This window comes from Streptomyces sp. NPDC051322, assembly GCF_040689485.1.
Classification (GTDB): domain Bacteria; phylum Actinomycetota; class Actinomycetes; order Streptomycetales; family Streptomycetaceae; genus Streptomyces.
Genome location: NZ_JBFBAK010000001.1, coordinates 589,738 through 608,976, shown reverse-complemented (window position 1 = coordinate 608,976; position 19,239 = coordinate 589,738). Strand labels below are relative to the sequence as shown.

At 69.1% G+C, this 19,239-nt stretch carries 16 protein-coding genes; 9 read left to right on the top strand and 7 right to left on the bottom strand.

The features are described from left to right. Positions 1-67: 67 nt before the first annotated feature. On the top strand, positions 68-2,662 hold the full coding sequence (locus tag AB0436_RS02805; protein ID WP_366466138.1) for a PA14 domain-containing protein: 2,595 nt from the start codon (positions 68-70) through the stop codon (positions 2,660-2,662). A 123-nt stretch (positions 2,663-2,785) separates the two neighbouring features. Then, on the top strand, positions 2,786-5,185 hold the full coding sequence (locus tag AB0436_RS02800; RefSeq protein ID WP_366465837.1) for an RICIN domain-containing protein: 2,400 nt from the start codon (positions 2,786-2,788) through the stop codon (positions 5,183-5,185). A 50-nt stretch (positions 5,186-5,235) separates the two neighbouring features. Here AB0436_RS02800 and AB0436_RS02795 read toward each other — a convergent pair whose 3' ends face one another. Both AB0436_RS02795 and AB0436_RS02790 read right to left on the bottom strand, forming a co-directional pair. Beyond that, positions 5,236-6,057, bottom strand: coding sequence for a serine hydrolase domain-containing protein (locus AB0436_RS02795; RefSeq protein WP_366465836.1), 822 nt, complete (start codon positions 6,055-6,057; stop codon positions 5,236-5,238). Between the two features lie 15 nt (positions 6,058-6,072). Beyond that, the gene (locus AB0436_RS02790; RefSeq protein WP_366465835.1) at positions 6,073-6,543 is read right to left on the bottom strand and encodes a GNAT family N-acetyltransferase; all 471 of its coding nucleotides are present in this window, start codon (positions 6,541-6,543) and stop codon (positions 6,073-6,075) included. A 115-nt stretch (positions 6,544-6,658) separates the two neighbouring features. Here AB0436_RS02790 and AB0436_RS02785 point away from each other — a divergent pair, with 115 nt between their 5' ends. Together AB0436_RS02785 and AB0436_RS02780 are read left to right on the top strand one after the other, a co-directional pair. Beyond that, complete coding sequence (locus AB0436_RS02785) at positions 6,659-7,132, top strand: MerR family transcriptional regulator (protein WP_366465834.1); 474 nt, start codon at positions 6,659-6,661, stop codon at positions 7,130-7,132. A 6-nt stretch (positions 7,133-7,138) separates the two neighbouring features. Next, positions 7,139-8,155 (top strand): aldo/keto reductase, encoded by a 1,017-nt coding sequence (locus tag AB0436_RS02780; RefSeq protein WP_366465833.1) that lies wholly within the window; start codon positions 7,139-7,141, stop codon positions 8,153-8,155. Between the two features lie 13 nt (positions 8,156-8,168). Here AB0436_RS02780 and AB0436_RS02775 read toward each other — a convergent pair whose 3' ends face one another. The 3 genes from AB0436_RS02775 to AB0436_RS02765 form a co-directional block, all read right to left on the bottom strand. Then, positions 8,169-9,020, bottom strand: coding sequence for a DUF4429 domain-containing protein (locus tag AB0436_RS02775; protein ID WP_366465832.1), 852 nt, complete (start codon positions 9,018-9,020; stop codon positions 8,169-8,171). A gap of 99 nt (positions 9,021-9,119) precedes the next feature. Further along, the gene (locus AB0436_RS02770; RefSeq protein WP_366465831.1) at positions 9,120-10,304 is read right to left on the bottom strand and encodes an alpha/beta hydrolase; all 1,185 of its coding nucleotides are present in this window, start codon (positions 10,302-10,304) and stop codon (positions 9,120-9,122) included. Positions 10,305-10,389: 85 nt separating this feature from the next. Beyond that, a complete protein-coding gene (locus tag AB0436_RS02765) occupies positions 10,390-11,070 on the bottom strand; it encodes a TetR family transcriptional regulator (RefSeq protein WP_366465830.1) in 681 nt (226 codons plus the stop codon). 129 nt (positions 11,071-11,199) lie between these two features. Between AB0436_RS02765 and AB0436_RS02760 the strand changes: the two genes are divergently transcribed. After that, the gene (locus AB0436_RS02760; RefSeq protein WP_366465829.1) at positions 11,200-12,798 is read left to right on the top strand and encodes an MFS transporter; all 1,599 of its coding nucleotides are present in this window, start codon (positions 11,200-11,202) and stop codon (positions 12,796-12,798) included. Positions 12,799-13,007: 209 nt separating this feature from the next. Then, on the top strand, positions 13,008-13,370 hold the full coding sequence (locus AB0436_RS02755) for a peptidase inhibitor family I36 protein (RefSeq protein WP_366466137.1): 363 nt from the start codon (positions 13,008-13,010) through the stop codon (positions 13,368-13,370). Here the strand turns inward: AB0436_RS02755 and AB0436_RS02750 are convergent. Beyond that, positions 13,351-14,142 (bottom strand): potassium channel family protein, encoded by a 792-nt coding sequence (locus AB0436_RS02750; protein WP_366465828.1) that lies wholly within the window; start codon positions 14,140-14,142, stop codon positions 13,351-13,353. The two genes, AB0436_RS02755 and AB0436_RS02750, sit on opposite strands and share 20 nt — an antisense overlap. Before the next feature lie 83 nt (positions 14,143-14,225). Beyond that, complete coding sequence (gene aceE / locus AB0436_RS02745; protein WP_366465827.1) at positions 14,226-16,967, bottom strand: pyruvate dehydrogenase (acetyl-transferring), homodimeric type; 2,742 nt, start codon at positions 16,965-16,967, stop codon at positions 14,226-14,228. 448 nt (positions 16,968-17,415) lie between these two features. Between aceE and AB0436_RS02740 the strand changes: the two genes are divergently transcribed. From AB0436_RS02740 to AB0436_RS02730, 3 genes are all read left to right on the top strand, one after another. Beyond that, a complete protein-coding gene (locus AB0436_RS02740; protein ID WP_366465826.1) occupies positions 17,416-17,856 on the top strand; it encodes a DUF3052 domain-containing protein in 441 nt (146 codons plus the stop codon). Between the two features lie 137 nt (positions 17,857-17,993). Then, positions 17,994-18,452 carry a peroxiredoxin gene (locus AB0436_RS02735; RefSeq protein ID WP_366465825.1) on the top strand — a complete coding sequence of 153 codons (459 nt, stop codon included), beginning with the start codon at positions 17,994-17,996 and terminating at the stop codon, positions 18,450-18,452. Between the two features lie 136 nt (positions 18,453-18,588). Further along, positions 18,589-19,164, top strand: a complete 576-nt coding sequence (locus AB0436_RS02730; RefSeq protein WP_366465824.1) for a TerD family protein — start codon at positions 18,589-18,591, stop codon at positions 19,162-19,164. Positions 19,165-19,239 lie beyond the last annotated feature (75 nt).

The window sequence follows — 19,239 nt, the reverse complement described above, 5'->3', positions numbered from 1 at the left end:
CAGCCGTTCCTATTTCAGCTACGGAGGATCCGTGCGTACCAAACGACGACTCAGAGGCCAACTGGCCATGCTGCTGGCGGCGGGACTCGGTCTGGCGGCACTCACCGTGTCACCGCAGGCCGCAGCCGCAGCAGCCGACGACCCCGGCGGACCGCAGGGCCTCAAGGGCGAGTACTACACGCAGTCCGCGCCCGGGGCCTTCGACTTCCACGAACTCAAGGCCACCGGATTCGACCCGAACCTCGACTTCAACAGCCTCGACTCCCGGCTCCAGACCGCCACCGGCCAGTCCGACGACGACAACGTCCGCTGGACGGGTGAGGTCGTCCCGGAGAAGACCGGCCCGACGACGTTCTCCATCACCGGCGACAACGGCTTCCGGCTCTGGATCGACGGCAAGCTCACCATCGACCACTGGGTCGACGACTGGGACAAGGAACAGACCTCCCAGCCGGTCAACCTGACGGCCGGCAAGGCTTACGACATCAAGGTCGAGTACTTCGAGCACTTCGGGGGATCGAACCTCCACCTGCGCTGGACCGAGCCCGGCGAGAGCAAGGAGGCGATCCCCTCCTCCGCCTTCCGCCTGCCCGCCGACTGGCACTACAACGGGGCGATCTCCACGACCGTCCTCAAGGACGGGCGCACGCTCAAGCTCGACTTCGCGCAGCCCCTGGCGGCTCCGCCGACCGGCCTGCTGGACCACCTGCAGGCCGTCATCGGCGGCTCGAAGTGGCCCCTCGGCACGGTCACGGCCGACCCGGCCGACCCGCGCTCCCTCGTCGTCGGACTCAAGGAACCGGTCGTCGGCAAGAAGGGCGGCGGCGCCGCCGGCCAGGCCGACATCATCTATGACGGCAAGGGCGGCCTGAGCGGCAGCGACGGCGCCGCTGTCACCCAGTTCTGGAGCAGCGGCCCGAACGACTCCGAGTACGAGCTGAGCACCAAGTGGGCGGCCGACGTCAGCCCGTCCAACGCTCACCCCGAGTACCCGCGCCCGCAGCTCACCCGCCACGACTGGCAGAACCTCAACGGCCAGTGGCAGTTCGCCGCCGCCAAGGCCGGCGACGAGCCCCCGGTCGGCAAGCAGCTCGGCGAGAAGATCCTCGTGCCGTACCCGGTGGAGTCCCAGCTCTCCGGCATCGAGCGGCACGAGGACCGGATGTGGTACCGCCGCACCTTCACCGTTCCGAAGAACTGGAAGGTGGGCACGGGCCACGGAAAGAACAGCGACCAGCGGCTGCAGCTCAACTTCGGCGCCGTCGACTGGCAGTCCGAGGTGTACGTCAACGGCAAGAAGGTCGCCGAACACAAGGGCGGCTACGACAAGTTCAGCGCCGACATCACTGACGCGCTGAAGCCCGGCCGCACCCAGGAACTGATCGTCGGGGTCTACGACCCGACCGATGAGGCGGGCGGGGAGAACCCGCCGGTCGGCAAACAGCGCACCGACCCCAGCGGCATCTGGTACACCCCGTCCTCGGGCATCTGGCAGACCGTGTGGATGGAGCCGGTGGCCGCCGATCACGCCACCGACCTCAAGATCACGCCGAACGTCAAGGCGGGCCTGGCCACCGTGGAGGCCACCGGCGTACGCGACGGTGTGCCGGTCACGGCGACGGCGTACGACGGGAAGCGTGCGGTCGCCACGGCGAGCGGGCGCACCGGCGCACCGCTGACCCTGAAGATCGACAAGGCTCACCTGTGGTCTCCGGACGACCCGTTCCTCTACAACCTCAAGGTGCGCGTCGGGCAGGACCACGTCGGTAGCTACTTCGGGATGCGCTCCATCGCCGTGGAGAAGGTGAACGGCACCCCGCGCACGGTCCTCAACGGCAAGCCGATCTTCATGATGGCCACGCTCGACCAGGGCTTCTGGCCCGACGGGCTGTACACGGCACCGACCGACGAGGCGCTGTCCTACGACCTCAAGATGCACAAGGAGATGGGCTTCAACTCGGTCCGCAAGCACATCAAGGTGGAACCCGACCGCTGGTTCTACTGGGCGGACAAGCTCGGCCTCCTCGTCTGGCAGGACATGCCGGCCATGAGCAGCACGCCGGACACCGCCGCGCGCGCCGAGTACGAGCACGAGATGAAGCAGATGATCGACCAGCACAGCAACCACCCCTCGGTGATCATGTGGGTCACCTTCAACGAGGGCTGGGGCCAGTACGACGTGGGTCGCATCGCCGCGCAGGCCAAGGCCTGGGACCCGACCCGGCTGGTCAACAACATGTCGGGCCTCAACCTGGGCGCCGACGGCGGGACCGGCGACATCATGGACGAGCACGGCTACCCGAGCCCGGCTCTGCCGCCCCACCCCGACGGCAAGCGCGCTCTGGTGAGCGGCGAGTACGGCGGTCTCGGACTCGCGGTGCCCGGGCACGCCTGGGCGGTGCAGCAGTCGTACGTCGACGTCGACCCGTCGGCCTACACGGACGACTACCTGGACCGGCTCGCCGAGGTGCACAAGCTGGCCTGCCAGGGCAGCAACGGCGCCGTGTACACGCAGATCTCGGACGTCGAGGGTGAGCTCAACGGCCTGATGACGTACGACCGGAAGGTCGTCAAGCCCGACGTGAAGCGGGTGAAGGCGGCGCAGGACGCGCTGATCCACGACGCGTCGCAGGCGACCGTGGCCGGCTGCTCCGCCAACTGAGGCACACCGCATCGCTCGCTCCGGGCCCCCGCTGCGCACCATCAAGGGCAGCGGGCGCCCGGGGCGCCACCCCCGGCAGCCCCGGCCCGGCAACCCCGAGTACCTCAGAACAGGAGCACCCGCATGCCCGTCAGCAGACGCTCATTCCTCGGTGTCGGCGCACTGAGCCTCGGTACCGCCGCACTTGGCGGTCCGTTCGCCACCTCGGCGTCAGCAGCGCCCCGGTCATCGGCCGATACGCTGCTTCCCGACGCGTTCCAGAAGCTGCCCTCCGGCAGCGTCACCGCCCGTGGCTGGCTCGCGGGCCAGCTGAGACTCCAGCTCGACGGGCTGTGCGGACAGTACGAGAAACTCTCGCACTTTCTCGACTTCTCGGCCACCGGCTGGGTGCACCCCGAGAAGAACGCCTGGGAGGAACTGCCTTACTGGTTGCGCGGTTACGTCCCGCTCGCCGTGGCCACCGGTGACCAGCACGCGCTCACCCGCTCGCGCGAGTGGATCGACGCGATCCTCGCCACCCAGCAGAGCGACGGCTTCTTCGGGCCCCGGGCCTTGCGTACATCGCTCAACGGAGGGCCGGACTTCTGGCCGTTCCTGCCGCTCCTGATGGCGCTCCGGACGTACCAGGAGTACGCACACGACCAGCGCATCATCCCCTTCATCACCCGCTTCATGCGCTTCATGAACGCCCAGGGACCGGGCGCGTTCAACACCAGTTGGGTCTCCTACCGCTGGGGCGACGGCCTCGACATCGCCGTGTGGCTGTACCGCCGCACCGGGGAGAACTTCCTGCTCGACCTGGCCGACAAGATGCACACGCTGGGAGCGAACTGGACGGGCGAGACCCCCTCGCGGCACAACGTCAACATCGCCCAGGGTTTCCGGGAGCCGGCGCAGTACGCACAGCTCAACGGCTCCACCGAACTGACCCGGGCCGCTTACCGCGGATACGACACCGTCATGGGCGCCTACGGCCAGTTCCCCGGCGGCGGAATGGCGGGCGACGAGAACTACCGGCCCGGCTTCGGTGACCCGCGCCAGGGCTTCGAGACCTGCGGGATCGTGGAGTTCATGGCCAGCCACGAGCTGCTCACCCGGATCACCGGTGACCCGGTATGGGCCGACCGCTGCGAGGAGCTGGCGTTCAACATGCTGCCGGCCGCGCTCGATCCCGAGGGCAAGTCCCTGCACTACATCACCAGCGCCAACAGCATCGACCTGGACAACAAGCCCAAGACCCAGGGCCAGTTCCAGAACGGCTTCGCCATGCAGTCCCTGCAGCCGGGAGTCGACCAGTACCGCTGCTGCCCGCACAACTACGGTATGGGCTGGCCCTACTTCAACGAGGAGCTGTGGCTCGCCACCCCCGGCAAGGGCCTCGCCGCCGCGATGTACGCCCCGTGCACGGTCCGTACCGAGGTCGCACACGACACGGCGGTGACCATCACCGAGGAGACCGGCTACCCGTTCACCGACTCGGTGACGTTCACCCTCTCCACTTCGAAGCCGGCGCGCTTCCCTCTCCAGCTCCGCGTCCCCGGCTGGTGCCGCGGACCCGAGCTTCGGGTCAACGGCCGGCGGATGACGGCCCAGGACGGCCCCGCCTGGGCCACCGTGGAGCGCACCTGGCACGACGGCGACGTGGTGACGCTGCGGCTGCCGCAGCAGAGCTCCGTGCGCCACTGGCCCGACAACCACGACGCCGTCAGCGTCCAGCACGGGCCGCTCACCTACTCGTTGGAGATCGGCGAGAAGTACGAGCAGTACGCCGGTGACGACACGTTCCCCCAGTACGAGGTGCACGCGACGTCGGCCTGGAACTACGGCCTCGCCCCGGCGCCGGCCCTGGCGTTCAGCCGTGATGACGAACCGATCGCGGACAACCCCTTCACGCACGGGACGACCCCGGTCCGCATCACCGCCCGCGCCCGCCGCATCGACGAGTGGATCGCCGACGACGAGCATGTCGTCACACCTCTGCAGAACGGCCCGGCCCGCAGCGACGCCCCGGTCGAAACCGTCACGCTCATCCCGATGGGCGCGGCCCGGCTGAGGATCACGTCGTTCCCGCAGGTATCGCCCGACGGCACGGCCTGGACGCCGGAGCCCGCCTACCGGCGGATCGCCAACAAGAACAGCGGCAAGGTGCTCGCCGTCGACGGCATGTCGACGGAGAACAGCGCACACGTCGTCCAGTTCGACAACACGAGTACGGGTGACCACGCCTGGCAGCTCGTCGACAAGGGCGACGGCTGGCACCTGATCCGCAACGGCTACAGCGGCAAGGTCCTCGGGGTGGACGGCATGTCCACCGCGAACAGCGCGCAGGTCGTCCAGTTCGACGACAACGGCACCGACGACCACCTGTGGGCCCTGCTCGACAGCGGGGACGGCTGGTACCGCATCCGCAACAAGAACAGCGGCAAGGTCCTGGGGGTGGACGGTATGTCGACGGCGAACAGCGCGCGGGTCGTCCAGTTCGACGACAACGGCACCGACGACCACCTGTGGCGACTGCTCTGACCGCCTGATCCGCTGGGGGGCCGGCGGGTCGGCTCAGCGGGCGGGTCGGCTCAGCGGGCGGAGCCGATCTCCGCCAGTACCGCGTCGGTGAAGGGCGGCCAGGCGTCGATGGCCCACGGACCGAAGTCCCGGTCGGTCAGGACGACGCAGGCCGCGCCCGCCACCGGGTCGACCCACAGGAAGGTGCCGGACTGGCCGAAATGCCCGAAGGTCGCCGGGGACGAGGAACTGCCGGTCCAGTGCGGTGACTTGGTATCCCGGATCTCGAGGCCGAGGCCCCAGTCGTTGGGGTTCTGCTGACCGTAGCCGGGCAGCACGCCCTTGAGACCGGGATGTACCACGGTCTGCGCCGCCAGGACCGTGCGCGGGTCGAGCAGCCGGGGCGCCTGCACCTCGGCCGCGAACCGCGCCAGGTCGTTCACGGTCGATACGCCGTCCTTGGCGGGCGAGCCGTCCAGCGTGGTCGACGCCATGCCCAGCGGCTCCAGCACCGCCTGCCGCAGGTATTCCGGGAAGGGAATCTCGGTGGCCTTCGCGATGTGGTCGCCGAGCGCCTCGAAGCCGGCGTTGGAGTAGATCCGGCGCTCGCCGGGGGCCGCCATCACCCGAGGCTCGTCGAAGGCCAGCCCGCTGGTGTGGGCGAGCAGATGGCGGACGGTGGAGCCGCTGGGGCCGGCCGGTTCGTCGAGCTCGATGGCGCCTTCCTCGTACGCCACCAGCGCCGCGTAGGCGGCGAGCGGCTTGGTGACCGAGGCGAGCGGGAAGCGGTGCGCGGTGGGGCCGACGGAGCCGGCCAGGGTCCCGTCCGCTCGTACGACGGCTGCTGCCACGGTCGGTACCGGCCAGTTCTCGGTCATCGCCAGGCTCTTCATGAGGCACGAGCCTAACTACAAGGTGAGCCGCATCGCCGGATCGGGGGTCCGTACGAAGCCGAGCGAGGCATAGAGGGGCAGACCGGCGGGCGAGGCACGCAGGTCTATCTTCCGGACCCCGCGCTCCCGGAACCAGTCCAGCAGCGCCTTCATGCACGCCCGGGAGAGGCCGCGGCGGCGCATGTCCGGGTCGGTGGCGACGCTGAACACGTAGCCGCTCACGCCGTTGGGGTTTCGCGGGCCGCCCAGCCGGTACTCGATCGTGCCGACCACACAGGACGCCAGACCGCCGCCGTCCGGTCGGTCCGCGACGAACGCGGTGAGGTCGCCCGACGGATCCGCGAGCTTCGCGCGCAGGGTTTCCACGGCGGCCGGCTGCCAGCCGGTGTCCGGGCTCGGCTTTCCGGCCATCGAATCCAGCATGATCGTGCGCAGGCGCACCAGTTCGGCGGCGTCGTCGGGGGTGGCGCGGCGGGCGAGGCTCATAGGGGCGCAGGCTAGCCGTACCGGCAGGGAAAGTTCTTCCCGATTTCGCTTGCTTGGAGTGCACTCCAAGGATCTAGCGTTGACGATGTCGCGAGGACGAAGGAGCTGGGACCGCATGACTGTGACCGAGACCGTGTCCGCGCCCACCGCAACGGACACCGCGGTGAACCGCTGTGCCGCACCGTCCACCCGGGGCAGGCGTCCCGACGGCGCGGATCAGTACACGATCAGCGAGGTCGTCGCCTTCACCGGGCTCACCGCGCACACCCTGCGCTGGTACGAGAGGATCGGCCTGATGCCGCACGTCGACCGGTCGCACACCGGTCAGCGCCGCTTCACCAATCGCGACCTGGACTGGCTCGCCTTCGTCGGCAAGCTGCGGCTGACCGGAATGCCGGTCGCGGACATGGTCCGCTACGCCGAGCTGGCGCGCGAAGGCGAGAACACCTTCGAAGCCCGGCAGGAACTTCTGGAGCAGACCCGCCGTGATGTACGGACCCGCATCGCGGAGCTGCAGGACACCCTCGCCGTGCTCGACACCAAGATCGGCTTTTACGCGGACGCCCGGCGGGCGTCGGAGAGGTTCTAGAACCTGATGAGCATCGAGAAGATCAGCAAGGTGCAGCTGGGCCACAACGGGCCCGAGGTCGGTGTGCAGGGCTTCGGTGCCATGGGCATCAGCGAGTTCTACGGGGACACCGACGAGGCGGCGGCCAGGGACACCCTGGAGGCCACCGTCGAGGCGGGCATCACCCTGATCGACACGGCCGACATCTACGGCTCGGGGGCCAACGAGAAGTTCCTCGCGCCGTTCGTCGCCGCGCACCGCGACGAGATCACCCTGGCCACCAAGTTCGCCGTCGAGCGGAGCGCGGACGACCCCGACTACCGGGGGGTGCGCAACGACCCGGCCTACCTCCGGCAGGCCGTGGAGGCGAGCCTGCGCCGGTTGAACGTCGAGGTGATCGACCTGTATTACATGCACCGCCGCGACCCCGCCGTCCCGTTCGCCGAGTCCGTCGGCGCGATGGCCGAGCTGGTCCAGGCGGGCAAGGTCAAGTACCTCGGGCTCAGCGAGGTGACCGGCGCCGAGCTGCGCGAGGCGCACGCGGTGCACCCGATCACCGCGCTGCAGTCCGAGTGGTCGCTGTTCAGCCGTGACGTCGAGATCAGCGCCTCGGGGGCGGCCGCCGAGCTCGGGGTGGCCGTGGTGCCGTACTCGCCGCTCGGCCGGGGCTTCCTCACCGGCTCGTTCGCAGACGCCTCCAAGGAGCTGTCCGGCGGCGATTTCCGCACGTACCAGCCCCGCTTCTCCGGTGACAACGCCAGGGCCAACGCGGCGCTGCTCGAACCGGTGCACAAGATCGCGGCGGCGCACGGCGCGACGGCCGCCCAGGTGGCCCTCGCCTGGGTGCAGCAGCGGGCCGAGGTGCACGGCCTCGCGGTGGTGCCGATCCCGGGCACCCGTAAGCGCAGCCGTCTGCTGGAGAACACCGGCGCCACCCGGCTCCGGCTGTCCGCCGACGAACTGGCGCTGCTGGAGCCGATCGCCGGGCAGGTCGCGGGTGACCGCTACCCGGACATGTCGTCGACCTCGGCCGCCCGCGAATAGGGCCCGCAGGACATCACAGCTCGGCGAGGAGTTCCGCTTTCTTCAGGTGGAACTCCTCGTCGGTCACCAGCCCCGACTGGTGCAGTTCGCCGAGGTGTCGTATCCGCTCCGCGATGTCGGCGGGGGCGCGGCGCCCGACGGCCACCGCGGGCACCGGGGCCGTCCTGGCGTTCCGGGCCGCTCCGAGTACGGCGGCGGCGAAGGGCAGCGACTCGTGCACCGGTCCGTAGCCCAGGCCGAAGAGAACGGCCGCCGGGTCCTGGTCGGCCTGGGTGACGTTCGCGTCGCCGCGGCGCAGCAGCCGCAGGTAGCCGTCGAAGGCTTCGGGGGAGCGCCAGTCGACGCCGGTCAGCTCGGCGACCGGGATGCGCTGGTCGCCGCACTTCCACTTGGCGGACGAGGCTCCGGTCCAGGACCAGCGGAAGGACACCTGGGCGCCGTCGAAGGAGGCCTTGCCGTCGTACGCCTTGAAGTGCAGCGGCGCCTCGGGGGCCGCCACCAGGAAGCGGTCGGCCGGTTCGCCGGCGTCCGGTGCGAGCCGGCCGGTCAGTTCCTCGGCGTAGTACTCGGCCAGTGTTGCCCGCTCGGCGGGCAGCACCAGACGGTAGGGGTCGCACTCCTGCTTGAGCTGGCCGGCGGCGGCCTCCATCAGCGGATCGGCGCCCGCGCGTGGCACCGCCCGCAGTACGACCGTCCCGCGTCTGCCCCCGGTGAGGGTCACGGACTCCAGCGCTTCGTGCGGGATACGGCGTCCGCGCAGCGCCGAGAAGAGCTTTGGCGTGCGGATCCCCCGTCCGAAGCGGATGAGCACGGAGTCTGTCGCGAACTCCCAAGTGGCTTGAATTCCGGCCAGCACATCACCCATGTGCCACATCGTAGGGGGCGTGCGCCCGCGCGTCGCCCCTCGGCGCCGGACCGGATGTACGGGCTTCTACGCGCGTTCGTCCCGCCTGTCACCGCAAAATCACCTGTGACAGGCGTCGCTTCCGTCCGCGCAGCTCACTGCCGCGAAGTCGCCGAGACCCACGGCGGCGAAATTACTGAGACTCTCGGTGCCCGGCTGGAAATAGCCTGCGTGGCCGTGGGCCCGGCCCGCCGAGACGACCCGGGCGCCGAAATCCGCCGACACCGGGTCGGCGCCGTGCCCGAGGCCGCCGACATCCAGATGCGGAACGTCCTGGATCCAGTCGTCGCTGTCCCGCATCGCCCAGATCCGTGCGTCGGTGCCCAGTCCGGCGGCGCTTTCGGTCCGCATCCCGGGGCTTCCCGCGACGGCGATGTCGCTGACCCGGGTGGACAGGTCGTGGGCGGCCACCCCGCACACCACGGAGCCGTAACTGTGGCAGACCAGCGCGACCGGGGCGTCTCCCGGCAGTGCGTCGACAAGCGCGTGCAGGCGTACCGCGCCGTCCTCGGCGAGCCGGCCGATGGCGGCGTCCACCCCGATGCCGACCGGCGAGGTGTAGTCGGCCCAGGCGATGACCGCCGTGTGTGCGGCGGGTCTCTCCTGGTGCTCCGCGGCGTACAGCGACTTGGCCATGCCCAGCGGCGCCGAGTACGGGCGCCGGTCCCGCTGGAAGGTCAGCAGATTGGTGTCGACGCCGGGGACGACGACCGAGATGTGCTCGGCGCGCTGGAGGTTGCCGATGACTTCGGCGACCCGACCGGTGCCCGTGGGGTCGAACGCGATGATCTGCCGGCCGTCCCGGGTCAGTGCCGTGTAGCGGTCGTAGGTGCGCACCGCGTTCCGATGGCCGTCGGCGCTCAGCGAGGGATCGGTCAGCCGTTTGCGTTCCTCGGTACGGGCCTCGAGCAGCGCCTGATGGTTGGCGTGGTAACGGAGGGTCACCGGGGCGCCGTTGAGATTGCCGACGACCAGCGGGTAGCGGTCGGCGATTCGGGTGCGCTGGGCGGCGCTCAGCGCAGCGAAGAATTCCTTCAGCCGGGACGGCGAGGCGTCAGCGGCGGGCAGGTGGTGACCGGCGATGGTGCCCCGCCCCCAGGCCGTGAGTGCCGCCTCGCGTGGACCGGGGGTTCTTCGGTGATGAGCGGCAGTCCATCCGGTCGTGGCGAGCATGACGAAAACCACCGCGAGCGCGAGCAGCGTGCGCCAGACGGTGAGCGTGGGGGAGGAGTCCAAGGAAGTCACTGGGCCCCACCCTAGGAGACTGTGGGGTGCCTTCACGAAGTCAGTGACTGACGTCACGTTTCAGCGAGGGAATGAATCCGGATGGCTACGCACCGTGTGCGTCTGTCGTACGCCAGTTCCCTGCCAACGCGGGGCCTATCTGGTCGAGATGGCGAACCGTCAGTTCCCGCATGGCCGTCACGCTGACGTCCTGCCCCCTGCCCCACAGCTGCTCGGTCACCCGCATCACACCGGTGAAGGCGGCCACCGCCACCCGGGGCCGGGGATCGGTGTGCACATCGAGGCCCTCGCGCTCGGCGATCAGCTGCGCGATCTTCTCCTCCATCTCGGCCCAGCGGCGCAGGTGGACCGCGAACAGCGCGGGCGAGGACTCGATCAGTCGGCAGGTCCGCAGATAGAGGTCGACCGGGACCAGATCCTCGATCGCCTGGCCGATGCTGTCCCAGGACTGGAGTACCGCGTTGCGCATCGCCTCGAACGGGCTCTCCTGCGGCGGCCGGGCGCGCAGCGCCGTGGCGTAGTAGGAATCGACCACGTCCTGCACGGCGAAGGCCACTTCCTCCTTGTTGGCGAAGTAGCGGAAGAAAGTGCGCTGGGAGACGTCCACGGCGTCGGCTATCTCGTCGACGGTCGTGCGCTCGTACCCCTGCGTGGTGAAGAGTTCGAGGGCAGCGCGCAGCAGAGCGTCGCGGGTGCGCTGCTTCTTGCGCTCCCGAAGACCTGTCGGCGCCTCCGGCGCCGGCTGGTCGGTCTGCTCGATCGTCACTCGTTGACCCACTTTCCGCTTTTCGTATGTTTGTCCGGGAATTCCTCAGATTACCTGTGACCCACCTGACATCGCTCGGCAGGTCAATCGGTTGGTCAACTGTCAGAGACTGACATTAGTCTGGCCGGTATGACTAGTCAGACCACCGTTGAACAGGCGCCGCGGGATGCCGGGGGCCCGCCCGCCAAGGGGCTCCGTGGCCACCCTTGGCTGACGCTCATCTCCGTGGCCATCGGCGTGATGATGGTCGCGCTCGACGGCACCATCGTCGCGATCGCCAACCCGGCCATCCAGAAGGACCTCGGCGCCACCTTCGCGCAGGTCCAGTGGATCACGAACGGCTACTTCCTTGCCCTCGCCGTGACGCTGATCACCGCGGGCAAGCTCGGCGACCGCTTCGGACACCGGCAGACCTTCCTCATCGGTGTGGTGGGCTTCGCGTCTGCCTCCTGTGCCATCGGTTTCTCCGGGAGCGTCAGCCTGGTCGTCACCTTCCGGGTGCTCCAGGGTCTGTTCGGCGCCCTGCTGATGCCGGCCGCACTCGGCCTGCTGCGCGCGACCTTCCCCGCCGAGAAGCTCAACATGGCCATCGGCCTCTGGGGCATGGTCATCGGCGCCTCCACGGCCGGCGGCCCGATCATCGGTGGTCTGCTCGTCCAGCACGTCAGCTGGCAGTCGGTCTTCTTCATCAATGTGCCGGTCGGTGTGGTGGCACTGGTCATGGGCCTGGTGATCCTCAAGGACCACCGCGCCGAGAAGGCCCCGCGCTCCTTCGACCTGCTGGGCATCGTGCTGCTCTCGGCGGCCATGTTCTGCCTGGTCTGGGCGCTCATCAAGGCCCCGGCGTGGGGCTGGGGCGACGGCAAGGTGTGGGGCTTCCTGCTCGTTGCGGTGGTGTGCTTCGCGCTCTTCGCCCTCTGGGAGACGAAGGTCGCGGAACCCCTCATCCCGCTGGCGCTGTTCCGCTCGGTGCCGCTGTCGGCCGGTGTGGTGCTGATGGTGCTGATGGCCATCGCCTTCATGGGCGGTCTGTTCTTCGTCACCTTCTACCTGCAGAACGTGCACGGGATGAGCCCGGTCGACGCCGGTCTCCATCTGCTGCCGCTCACCGGCATGATGATCGTCGGCTCGCCGCTGGCCGGCGCGTTGATCACCAAGCTCGGCCCGCGCATTCCGCTGGCCGGCGGGATGCTGCTCACCGCCGTCGCCATGTTCGGCATGTCCACCCTGGAGACCGACACCGGCAGCGTCGCCATGTCGGTCTGGTTCGCGCTGCTCGGCCTCGGCCTCGCGCCGGTCATGGTCGGCGCGACCGAGGTCATCGTCGGCCACGCCCCGATGGAGCTCTCCGGGGTCGCGGGAGGTCTGCAGCAGGCGGCCATGCAGATCGGCGGCAGCCTCGGTACGGCGGTGCTCGGCGCCGTCATGGCGTCGAAGGTCGACAGCGCGCTGCCCGACAACTGGGCCGCGGCCAAGCTCCCGCCGCTCAAGCCCGAGCAGCTGGACCAGGCCTCGCAGGCCGTCCAGGTCGGCAGTGCCCCGGTGCCGCCGCACACTCCGGCCGCGATCGCCGCGAAGATCACCGACGTCGCGCACGACACCTTCATCTCGGGCATGGGCCTGGCCTGTCTGGTGGCCGCGGGGGTCGCCGCCGTAGCGATCTTCGTGGCTCTGCTCACCAAGCGCGGGGACAACGCGGAAGCGGGTGCGAGCGCCGCGCACATCTGACGCCGGACCGGCTCGACGCCGACCCGGGATGGTGTCAACCTCGCGCCACGACAGCCCCGCCGGACGGTTCCGGCGGGGCTGTCGCCTATCCGGGTGGTGTACGCCGCCGCCCCTTCCGGTGACGCCCCGGCGCGGATCAGGCTGCGGTCAACCGATTGTGTCAACTGATCCGTACGACCCGGGGGATGAACATGAACAGCACGAACCTGATGCGTACCGCCGTGCCCGCCGTGCTCCTGGCCACCGCGGTCCTCGCCCCGCAGCCCGCACCCGCGTCGGCCCGGCCCCGACTCGGGGACTGTGCGGCCGGTCAGCTCTGCCTCTGGGAGCGGGCCGACTTCAAGGGCGCCCGCCGGACCTTCGAACTGTCCGGTACCGACATCGAGAGCTGCGTGGAGCTCCCCGCGGGGACCACCGCGCAGGCCGTGGCCAACCGCACCGGGCGGCCGGTCACCACGTACCAGTCCGAGGAGTGCGCGGACACCGGCGAGTTCGAGACGTATCCCGGCGGAGGGACCTGGCTGCCGCGATCGCCCTATCAGGTAAGGGCGTTCAAGATCTGGGAGAACTGACGGCGCTCGTCGGCGCGGGCGGAGTCCCGTCCGCGGCCGGGTCCGCCCGGCCGGCGGCCAGCGCCGCGACGGTCGCCCGCAGCGACGTCACCTCCGCGGTGAGCGCCTCGATCGCGGCGGTACGGCGGTGCTCCTCCTCGTCGTCCCGCTCGAACCGGGAGATGAACCAGGCCGCGATGTTCGCCGTCACCACCCCGAGCAGCGCGATCCCCGAAATCATCAGCCCCACCGCGATGACCCGGCCGAGCCCGGTGGTGGGCGAGTGGTCCCCGTAGCCGACCGTGGTCATGGTGGTGAACGACCACCACACCGCGTCGCCGAGCGTCTTGATGTTGCCGTTCGGCGCGTCCCGCTCGGCCTCCAGCACGGCCAGCGACCCGAACATCAACAGGCCCACCACCGCGCCGCCCACATAGGTCGTCAGCTGGATCTGCGGTGCCATCCTGGCGCGCCGCCCGACCAGCGCCAGCGTGGAGACCAGCCGAAGCAACCGGAGCGGCCGGGCCAGCGGCAGCAACACGGCCAGCAGATCCAGCCAGTGGGTGCGAATGAAGAACTTCCGGTCGGGCGTCAGCGCGAGGCGCACCGCGTAGTCGGCCGCGAAGGCCGCCCACACCACCCATTCGGTCACCGAACACACCGCAAGCCACACGGAATGGGAGCCGGGCGCGATGATCGGCACCGAGTAGGCGACGGCGAAAGCGACGGCCAGCGCCAGCAACGGCCACTGTGTGCGCCGCTCCCACCGCATCTGAGCTGGTTGCTGCTTCATGCAGCGCATCGTAAGGAAACCCGGAGGGCGGTGGGACCCCCAGGGGGTCCCACCGCCCTCCGCGGTCGCGTTCCGGACGAGCGCTACGCGTCGCCGCCCGCCGCACCCGGGTCCGCCGATGCGACGTTCAGGAGCTGGTAGCGGTCGAGGGCCTGCTTCAGCGCCGAGCGGTCGATCTTCCCCTCCTTGGCGAGCTCGGTGAGCACCGCAAGGACGATCGACTGGGCGTCGATGTGGAAGAAGCGGCGGGCCGCACCCCGGGTGTCCGCGAAGCCGAAACCGTCCGCACCCAGCGACTGGTAGGTGCCGGGGACCCAGCGCGCGATCTGGTCGGGCACCGCGCGCATCCAGTCCGAGACGGCCACGAACGGCCCCTCGGCGTCGGCGAGCTTCCGCGTGACGTACGGGACGCGCTGCTCCTCCTCGGGGTGGAGCAGATTGTGCTGCTCCACGTCGATGGCGTCGCGCCGCAGCTCGTTCCAGGAGGTCGCGGACCAGACGTCGGCCTTGACGTTCCACTCGTCGGCGAGGATCCGCTGCGCCTCGATCGCCCACGGCACCGCGACACCGGACGCCATGATCTGGGCCGGGATCTGGCCCTTATCGCCGCGCTGCAGGCGGTGGATGCCCTTGAGGATGCCCTCGACGTCGACGTCCGCGGGCTCCGCCGGGTGCTGGATCGGCTCGTTGTAGACGGTCAGGTAGTAGAAGACGTCCTCGTTCTCCTCGGGCGTCCCGCCGTACATCCGGCGCAGACCGTCCTGGAAGATGTGCGCGATCTCGTACCCGTAGGCAGGGTCGTAGGCGACGCACGCCGGGTTGCTGGAGGCCAGCAGCTGCGAGTGGCCGTCCGCGTGCTGCAGGCCCTCACCGGTCAGCGTGGTGCGGCCGGCCGTGGCGCCGAGCACGAAGCCCCGGGCGAGCTGGTCGGCCATCTGCCAGAACTGGTCGCCGGTGCGCTGGAAGCCGAACATCGAGTAGAAGACGTACACCGGGATCATCGGCTCGCCATGCGTGGCGTAGGCCGAACCGGCCGCGATCAGCGATGCCGTACAGCCTGCCTCGGAGATGCCGTCGTGCAGCATCTGACCGGTCGGCGACTCCTTGTAGGCGAGCAGCAGGTCACGGTCGACGGACTCGTACTGCTGGCCGAGCGGGTTGTAGATCTTCGCGCTCGGGAAGAACGCGTCCATCCCGAACGTGCGGTACTCGTCGGGGGCGATCAGCACGAACCGCTTGCCGATCTCCTTGTCCCGCATCACATCCTTCAGGACGCGGACGAACGCCATGGTGGTGGCGATCGACTGCTGGCCCGAACCCTTCTTCGCAGTCGCGTACGCCTTGTCGCCGGGCAGCGGCAGCGGCTTGGCGCGCACCACCCGGGTCGGTACGTACCCACCGCAGGCCTTGCGGTGCTCGTGCATGTACTGGATCTCTTCGGAGTCCCGGCCCGGGTGGTAGTACGGCGGGTTGCCGTCCTCCAGCTCCTTGTCCGCGATCGGCAGGTGCAGCCGGTCGCGGAAGCGCTTCAGGTCCTCGGCCGTCAGCTTCTTCATCTGGTGCGTCGCGTTGCGGCCCTCGAAGTTCGGCCCCAGCGTCCAGCCCTTGATCGTCTGCGCGAGGATCACCGTCGGCTGGCCCTTGTGTGCCTTGGCCGCCGCGTAGGCCGCGTAGACCTTCCGGTGGTCGTGGCCGCCGCGGCCCAGGTGCAGGATCTGCTCGTCGGTCATGCCCTCGACCATGGAGCGCAGCCGCTGGTCGTCGCCGAAGAAGTGCTCCCTGATGTACGCGCCGGTCTCGGTGGCGTACGTCTGGAACTGGCCGTCGGGCGTCCGGTTCAGCTTGTCGACCAGGATGCCGGTGCGGTCCTGGGCGAGCAGCGGGTCCCAGCTCCGGTCCCAGATCAGCTTGATGACGTTCCAGCCGGCCCCGCGGAACTGCGACTCCAGCTCCTGAATGATCTTGCCGTTGCCGCGCACCGGACCGTCGAGCCGCTGCAGGTTGCAGTTCACCACGAACGTCAGGTTGTCCAGGCCCTCGCGGGCCGCGATGGAGAGCTGGCCGAGCGACTCGGGCTCGTCCATCTCGCCGTCGCCGAGATAGGCCCAGACATGCGACTTGGAGGTGTCGGCGATACCGCGCGCCTCCATGTAGCGGTTCATCCGGGCCTGGTAGATCGCGCCCAGCGGACCGAGGCCCATGGACACGGTCGGGAACTCCCAGAAGTCCGGCATCGACCGCGGGTGCGGGTAGCTGGACAGGCCGTCCGGCGCCTTCGACTTCTCCTGGCGGAAGCCGTCGAGCTGCTGCTCGGACAGCCGGTCGAGGAGGTAGGCGCGGGCGTAGATGCCGGGGGACGCGTGGCCCTGGAAGAAGACCTGGTCGCCGCCGAGACCGTCGTCCTTGCCGCGGAAGAAGTGGTTGAAGCCCACGTCGTACAGCGAGGCGGACGAGGCGAAGGTGGCGATGTGACCGCCGACCCCGATACCGGGGCGCTGGGCGCGCGAGACCATCACGGCCGCGTTCCACCGGGTGGCGTTCAGGACCTTGCGCTCGATCTCCTCGTTCCCGGGGAAGAACGGCTCGTCCTTGGTGGCGATGGTGTTGACGTAGTCCGTGCTGCGCATCTCGGGCACGGCCACACGCTTCTCGCGCGCGCGCTCGATCAGACGGAGCATCAGGTAGCGGGCACGTTCACGGCCTCGCTCGTCGACGGCGGCGTCGAGTGAGTCGAGCCATTCCCGGGTCTCTTCGGGATCGAAGTCCGGGACCTGGCTCGGAAGGCCGCCAATGATGATCGGGGTGCGATCGGATCCGGAAGCCACGCTGTTCCTTCGCTGTTCGGTCGGTGCGATACGGGTCGGTGCTCTACGGGGTGTACGCCGCCTCCATCGTGTACCGCAGGGACGCAAACGTCATCTCTACCGAGGGGTAACCACCACTCGGCGGGATTTCCCGTCCGAAGGCGGGGGATGGGTCCGGCCAAATCGCAATCTTACGCCCGGCACGCTCAAGTGTTCCCAAAGCCCGTGCGCCCATGATGGACGGAACGAAGCGGCGTAAGCTCGCAAACCAGGATGAACAGTGTGGCGTGCGTCACGTGGCGTCGTCCGGACCTGCCCGGAGTTGGGACGAGCTGTATCTAATCGTCACCGTTTCGGCTGTCTCGGACGCGGGGTACTTGCGCGATCGGTCCCGTCCGTGTGGACTACGGCCAACGCCCCGCGCACGCGCGTGGCTGACGCATTTCCAAAAACGATCAGGAGGCAAACCGTGAGCGCGACCGCGGATCACGCGGAGGAGCGGACCAATCAGGCAGCACGCCTGGGGTTCGAGCCCGGACAAGTGGTCCAGGAGATCGGCTACGACGACGACGTCGAGCAGGAACTCCGTGAGGGTATTGAGAGTGTCATCGGCCAGGAACTCGTCGACGAGGATTACGACGACGTGGCTGACGCCGTCGTGCTGTGGTTCCGCGAGGACGACGGCGACCTTACGGACGCGCTGGTTGACGCCATCGGTCTGGTCGACGACGGCGGCGCGGTCTGGCTGCTGACCCCCAAGACCGGCCGTGACGGTTACGTCGAGCCGAGCGACATCAACGAGGCTTCGCAGACCGCCGGTCTTGCCCAGACCAAGAGCATCAACGCCGGCAAGGACTGGACGGGCAGCCGTCTGATCACGGCGAAGGTGGCCAAGTCCGGCAAGCGCTGAGTCGTCGTGAGCCCAGGAGCCCCCGCAGGCAGATCCGCCGGCGGGGGCTCCGCCGTGCCGCCCCGGCCCCGGCGGGGATCGGTGCTCGCCCTAGGGTGGACGTCATTCGAATGGCCCCACCGAAGGGAAGAGTTTCCATGGCGATCGAGGTCGGCACCTTGGCCCCGGATTTCGAGCTGAAGGACAACCACGGCCGGACGGTCAGGCTGTCGGACTTCCGCGGTGCGAAGAACGTGGTGCTGCTGTTCTACCCGTTCGCCTTCACCGGGGTCTGCACCGGCGAACTCTGCGCGCTGCGCGACGAACTGCCGGCGTTCGTCAACGACGAGGTGCAGCTGCTCGCCGTCTCCAACGACTCCATCCACACGCTGCGGGTCTTCGCCGAGCAGGAGGGCCTGGAATACCCGCTGCTCTCGGACTTCTGGCCGCACGGTGAGGCCTCCCGGGCGTACGGCGTCTTCGACGAGGACAAGGGGTGCGCGGTGCGGGGAACCTTCATCATCGACAAGGAGGGCGTCGTCCGCTGGACCGTGGTCAACGGTCTGCCCGACGCGCGCGACCTGAACGAGTACGTCAAGGCGCTCGACACCCTCTGAACCGGTCGGTCAAGAGCCTGCCGAGTCCGGGAACCGGTCACTAGGATCGAATCGTTGATCCGATGCGACGTAAGAAATGTCTGGCAAAACGGGGGCAGGGCCCTCCTCGGCCCCTCGACACCATTTGGGAGGACTCGTGGGAGTCAGCCTCAGCAAGGGCGGCAACGTCTCGCTGACCAAGGCCGCGCCCAATCTGACCGCGGTCATCGTCGGTCTCGGCTGGGACGCACGTACCACCACCGGTGGCGACTTCGACCTCGACGCCAGCGCACTGCTGACGAACACCGAGGGCAAGGTCGCCAACGACTCGAACTTCGTCTTCTTCAACAACCTCAAGAGCCCCGACGGCTCGGTCGAGCACACCGGTGACAACCTCACCGGTGAGGGTGAGGGCGACGACGAGGTCATCAAGGTGAACCTCGCCGGCGTCCCCGCCGATGTCGACAAGGTGGTCTTCCCGGTCTCGATCTACGAGGCCGAGAGCCGCCAGCAGAGCTTCGGCCAGGTCCGCAACGCGTACATCCGCGTGGTGAACCAGGCGGACAACTCCGAGCTCGCGCGCTACGACCTGAGCGAGGACGCCTCGACGGAGACCGCCATGGTCTTCGGCGAGCTCTACCGCAACGGCGCGGAGTGGAAGTTCCGTGCCATCGGCCAGGGCTACGCGTCGGGCCTGCGCGGCATCGCGCAGGACTTCGGCGTCAACGTCTGAGCAAGAAGTTCCCTCGTCCGGCGCCGCACCTCCGTGCGGCGCCGGACGCGCTCGCCAACCGTTCGTACCGCCAAC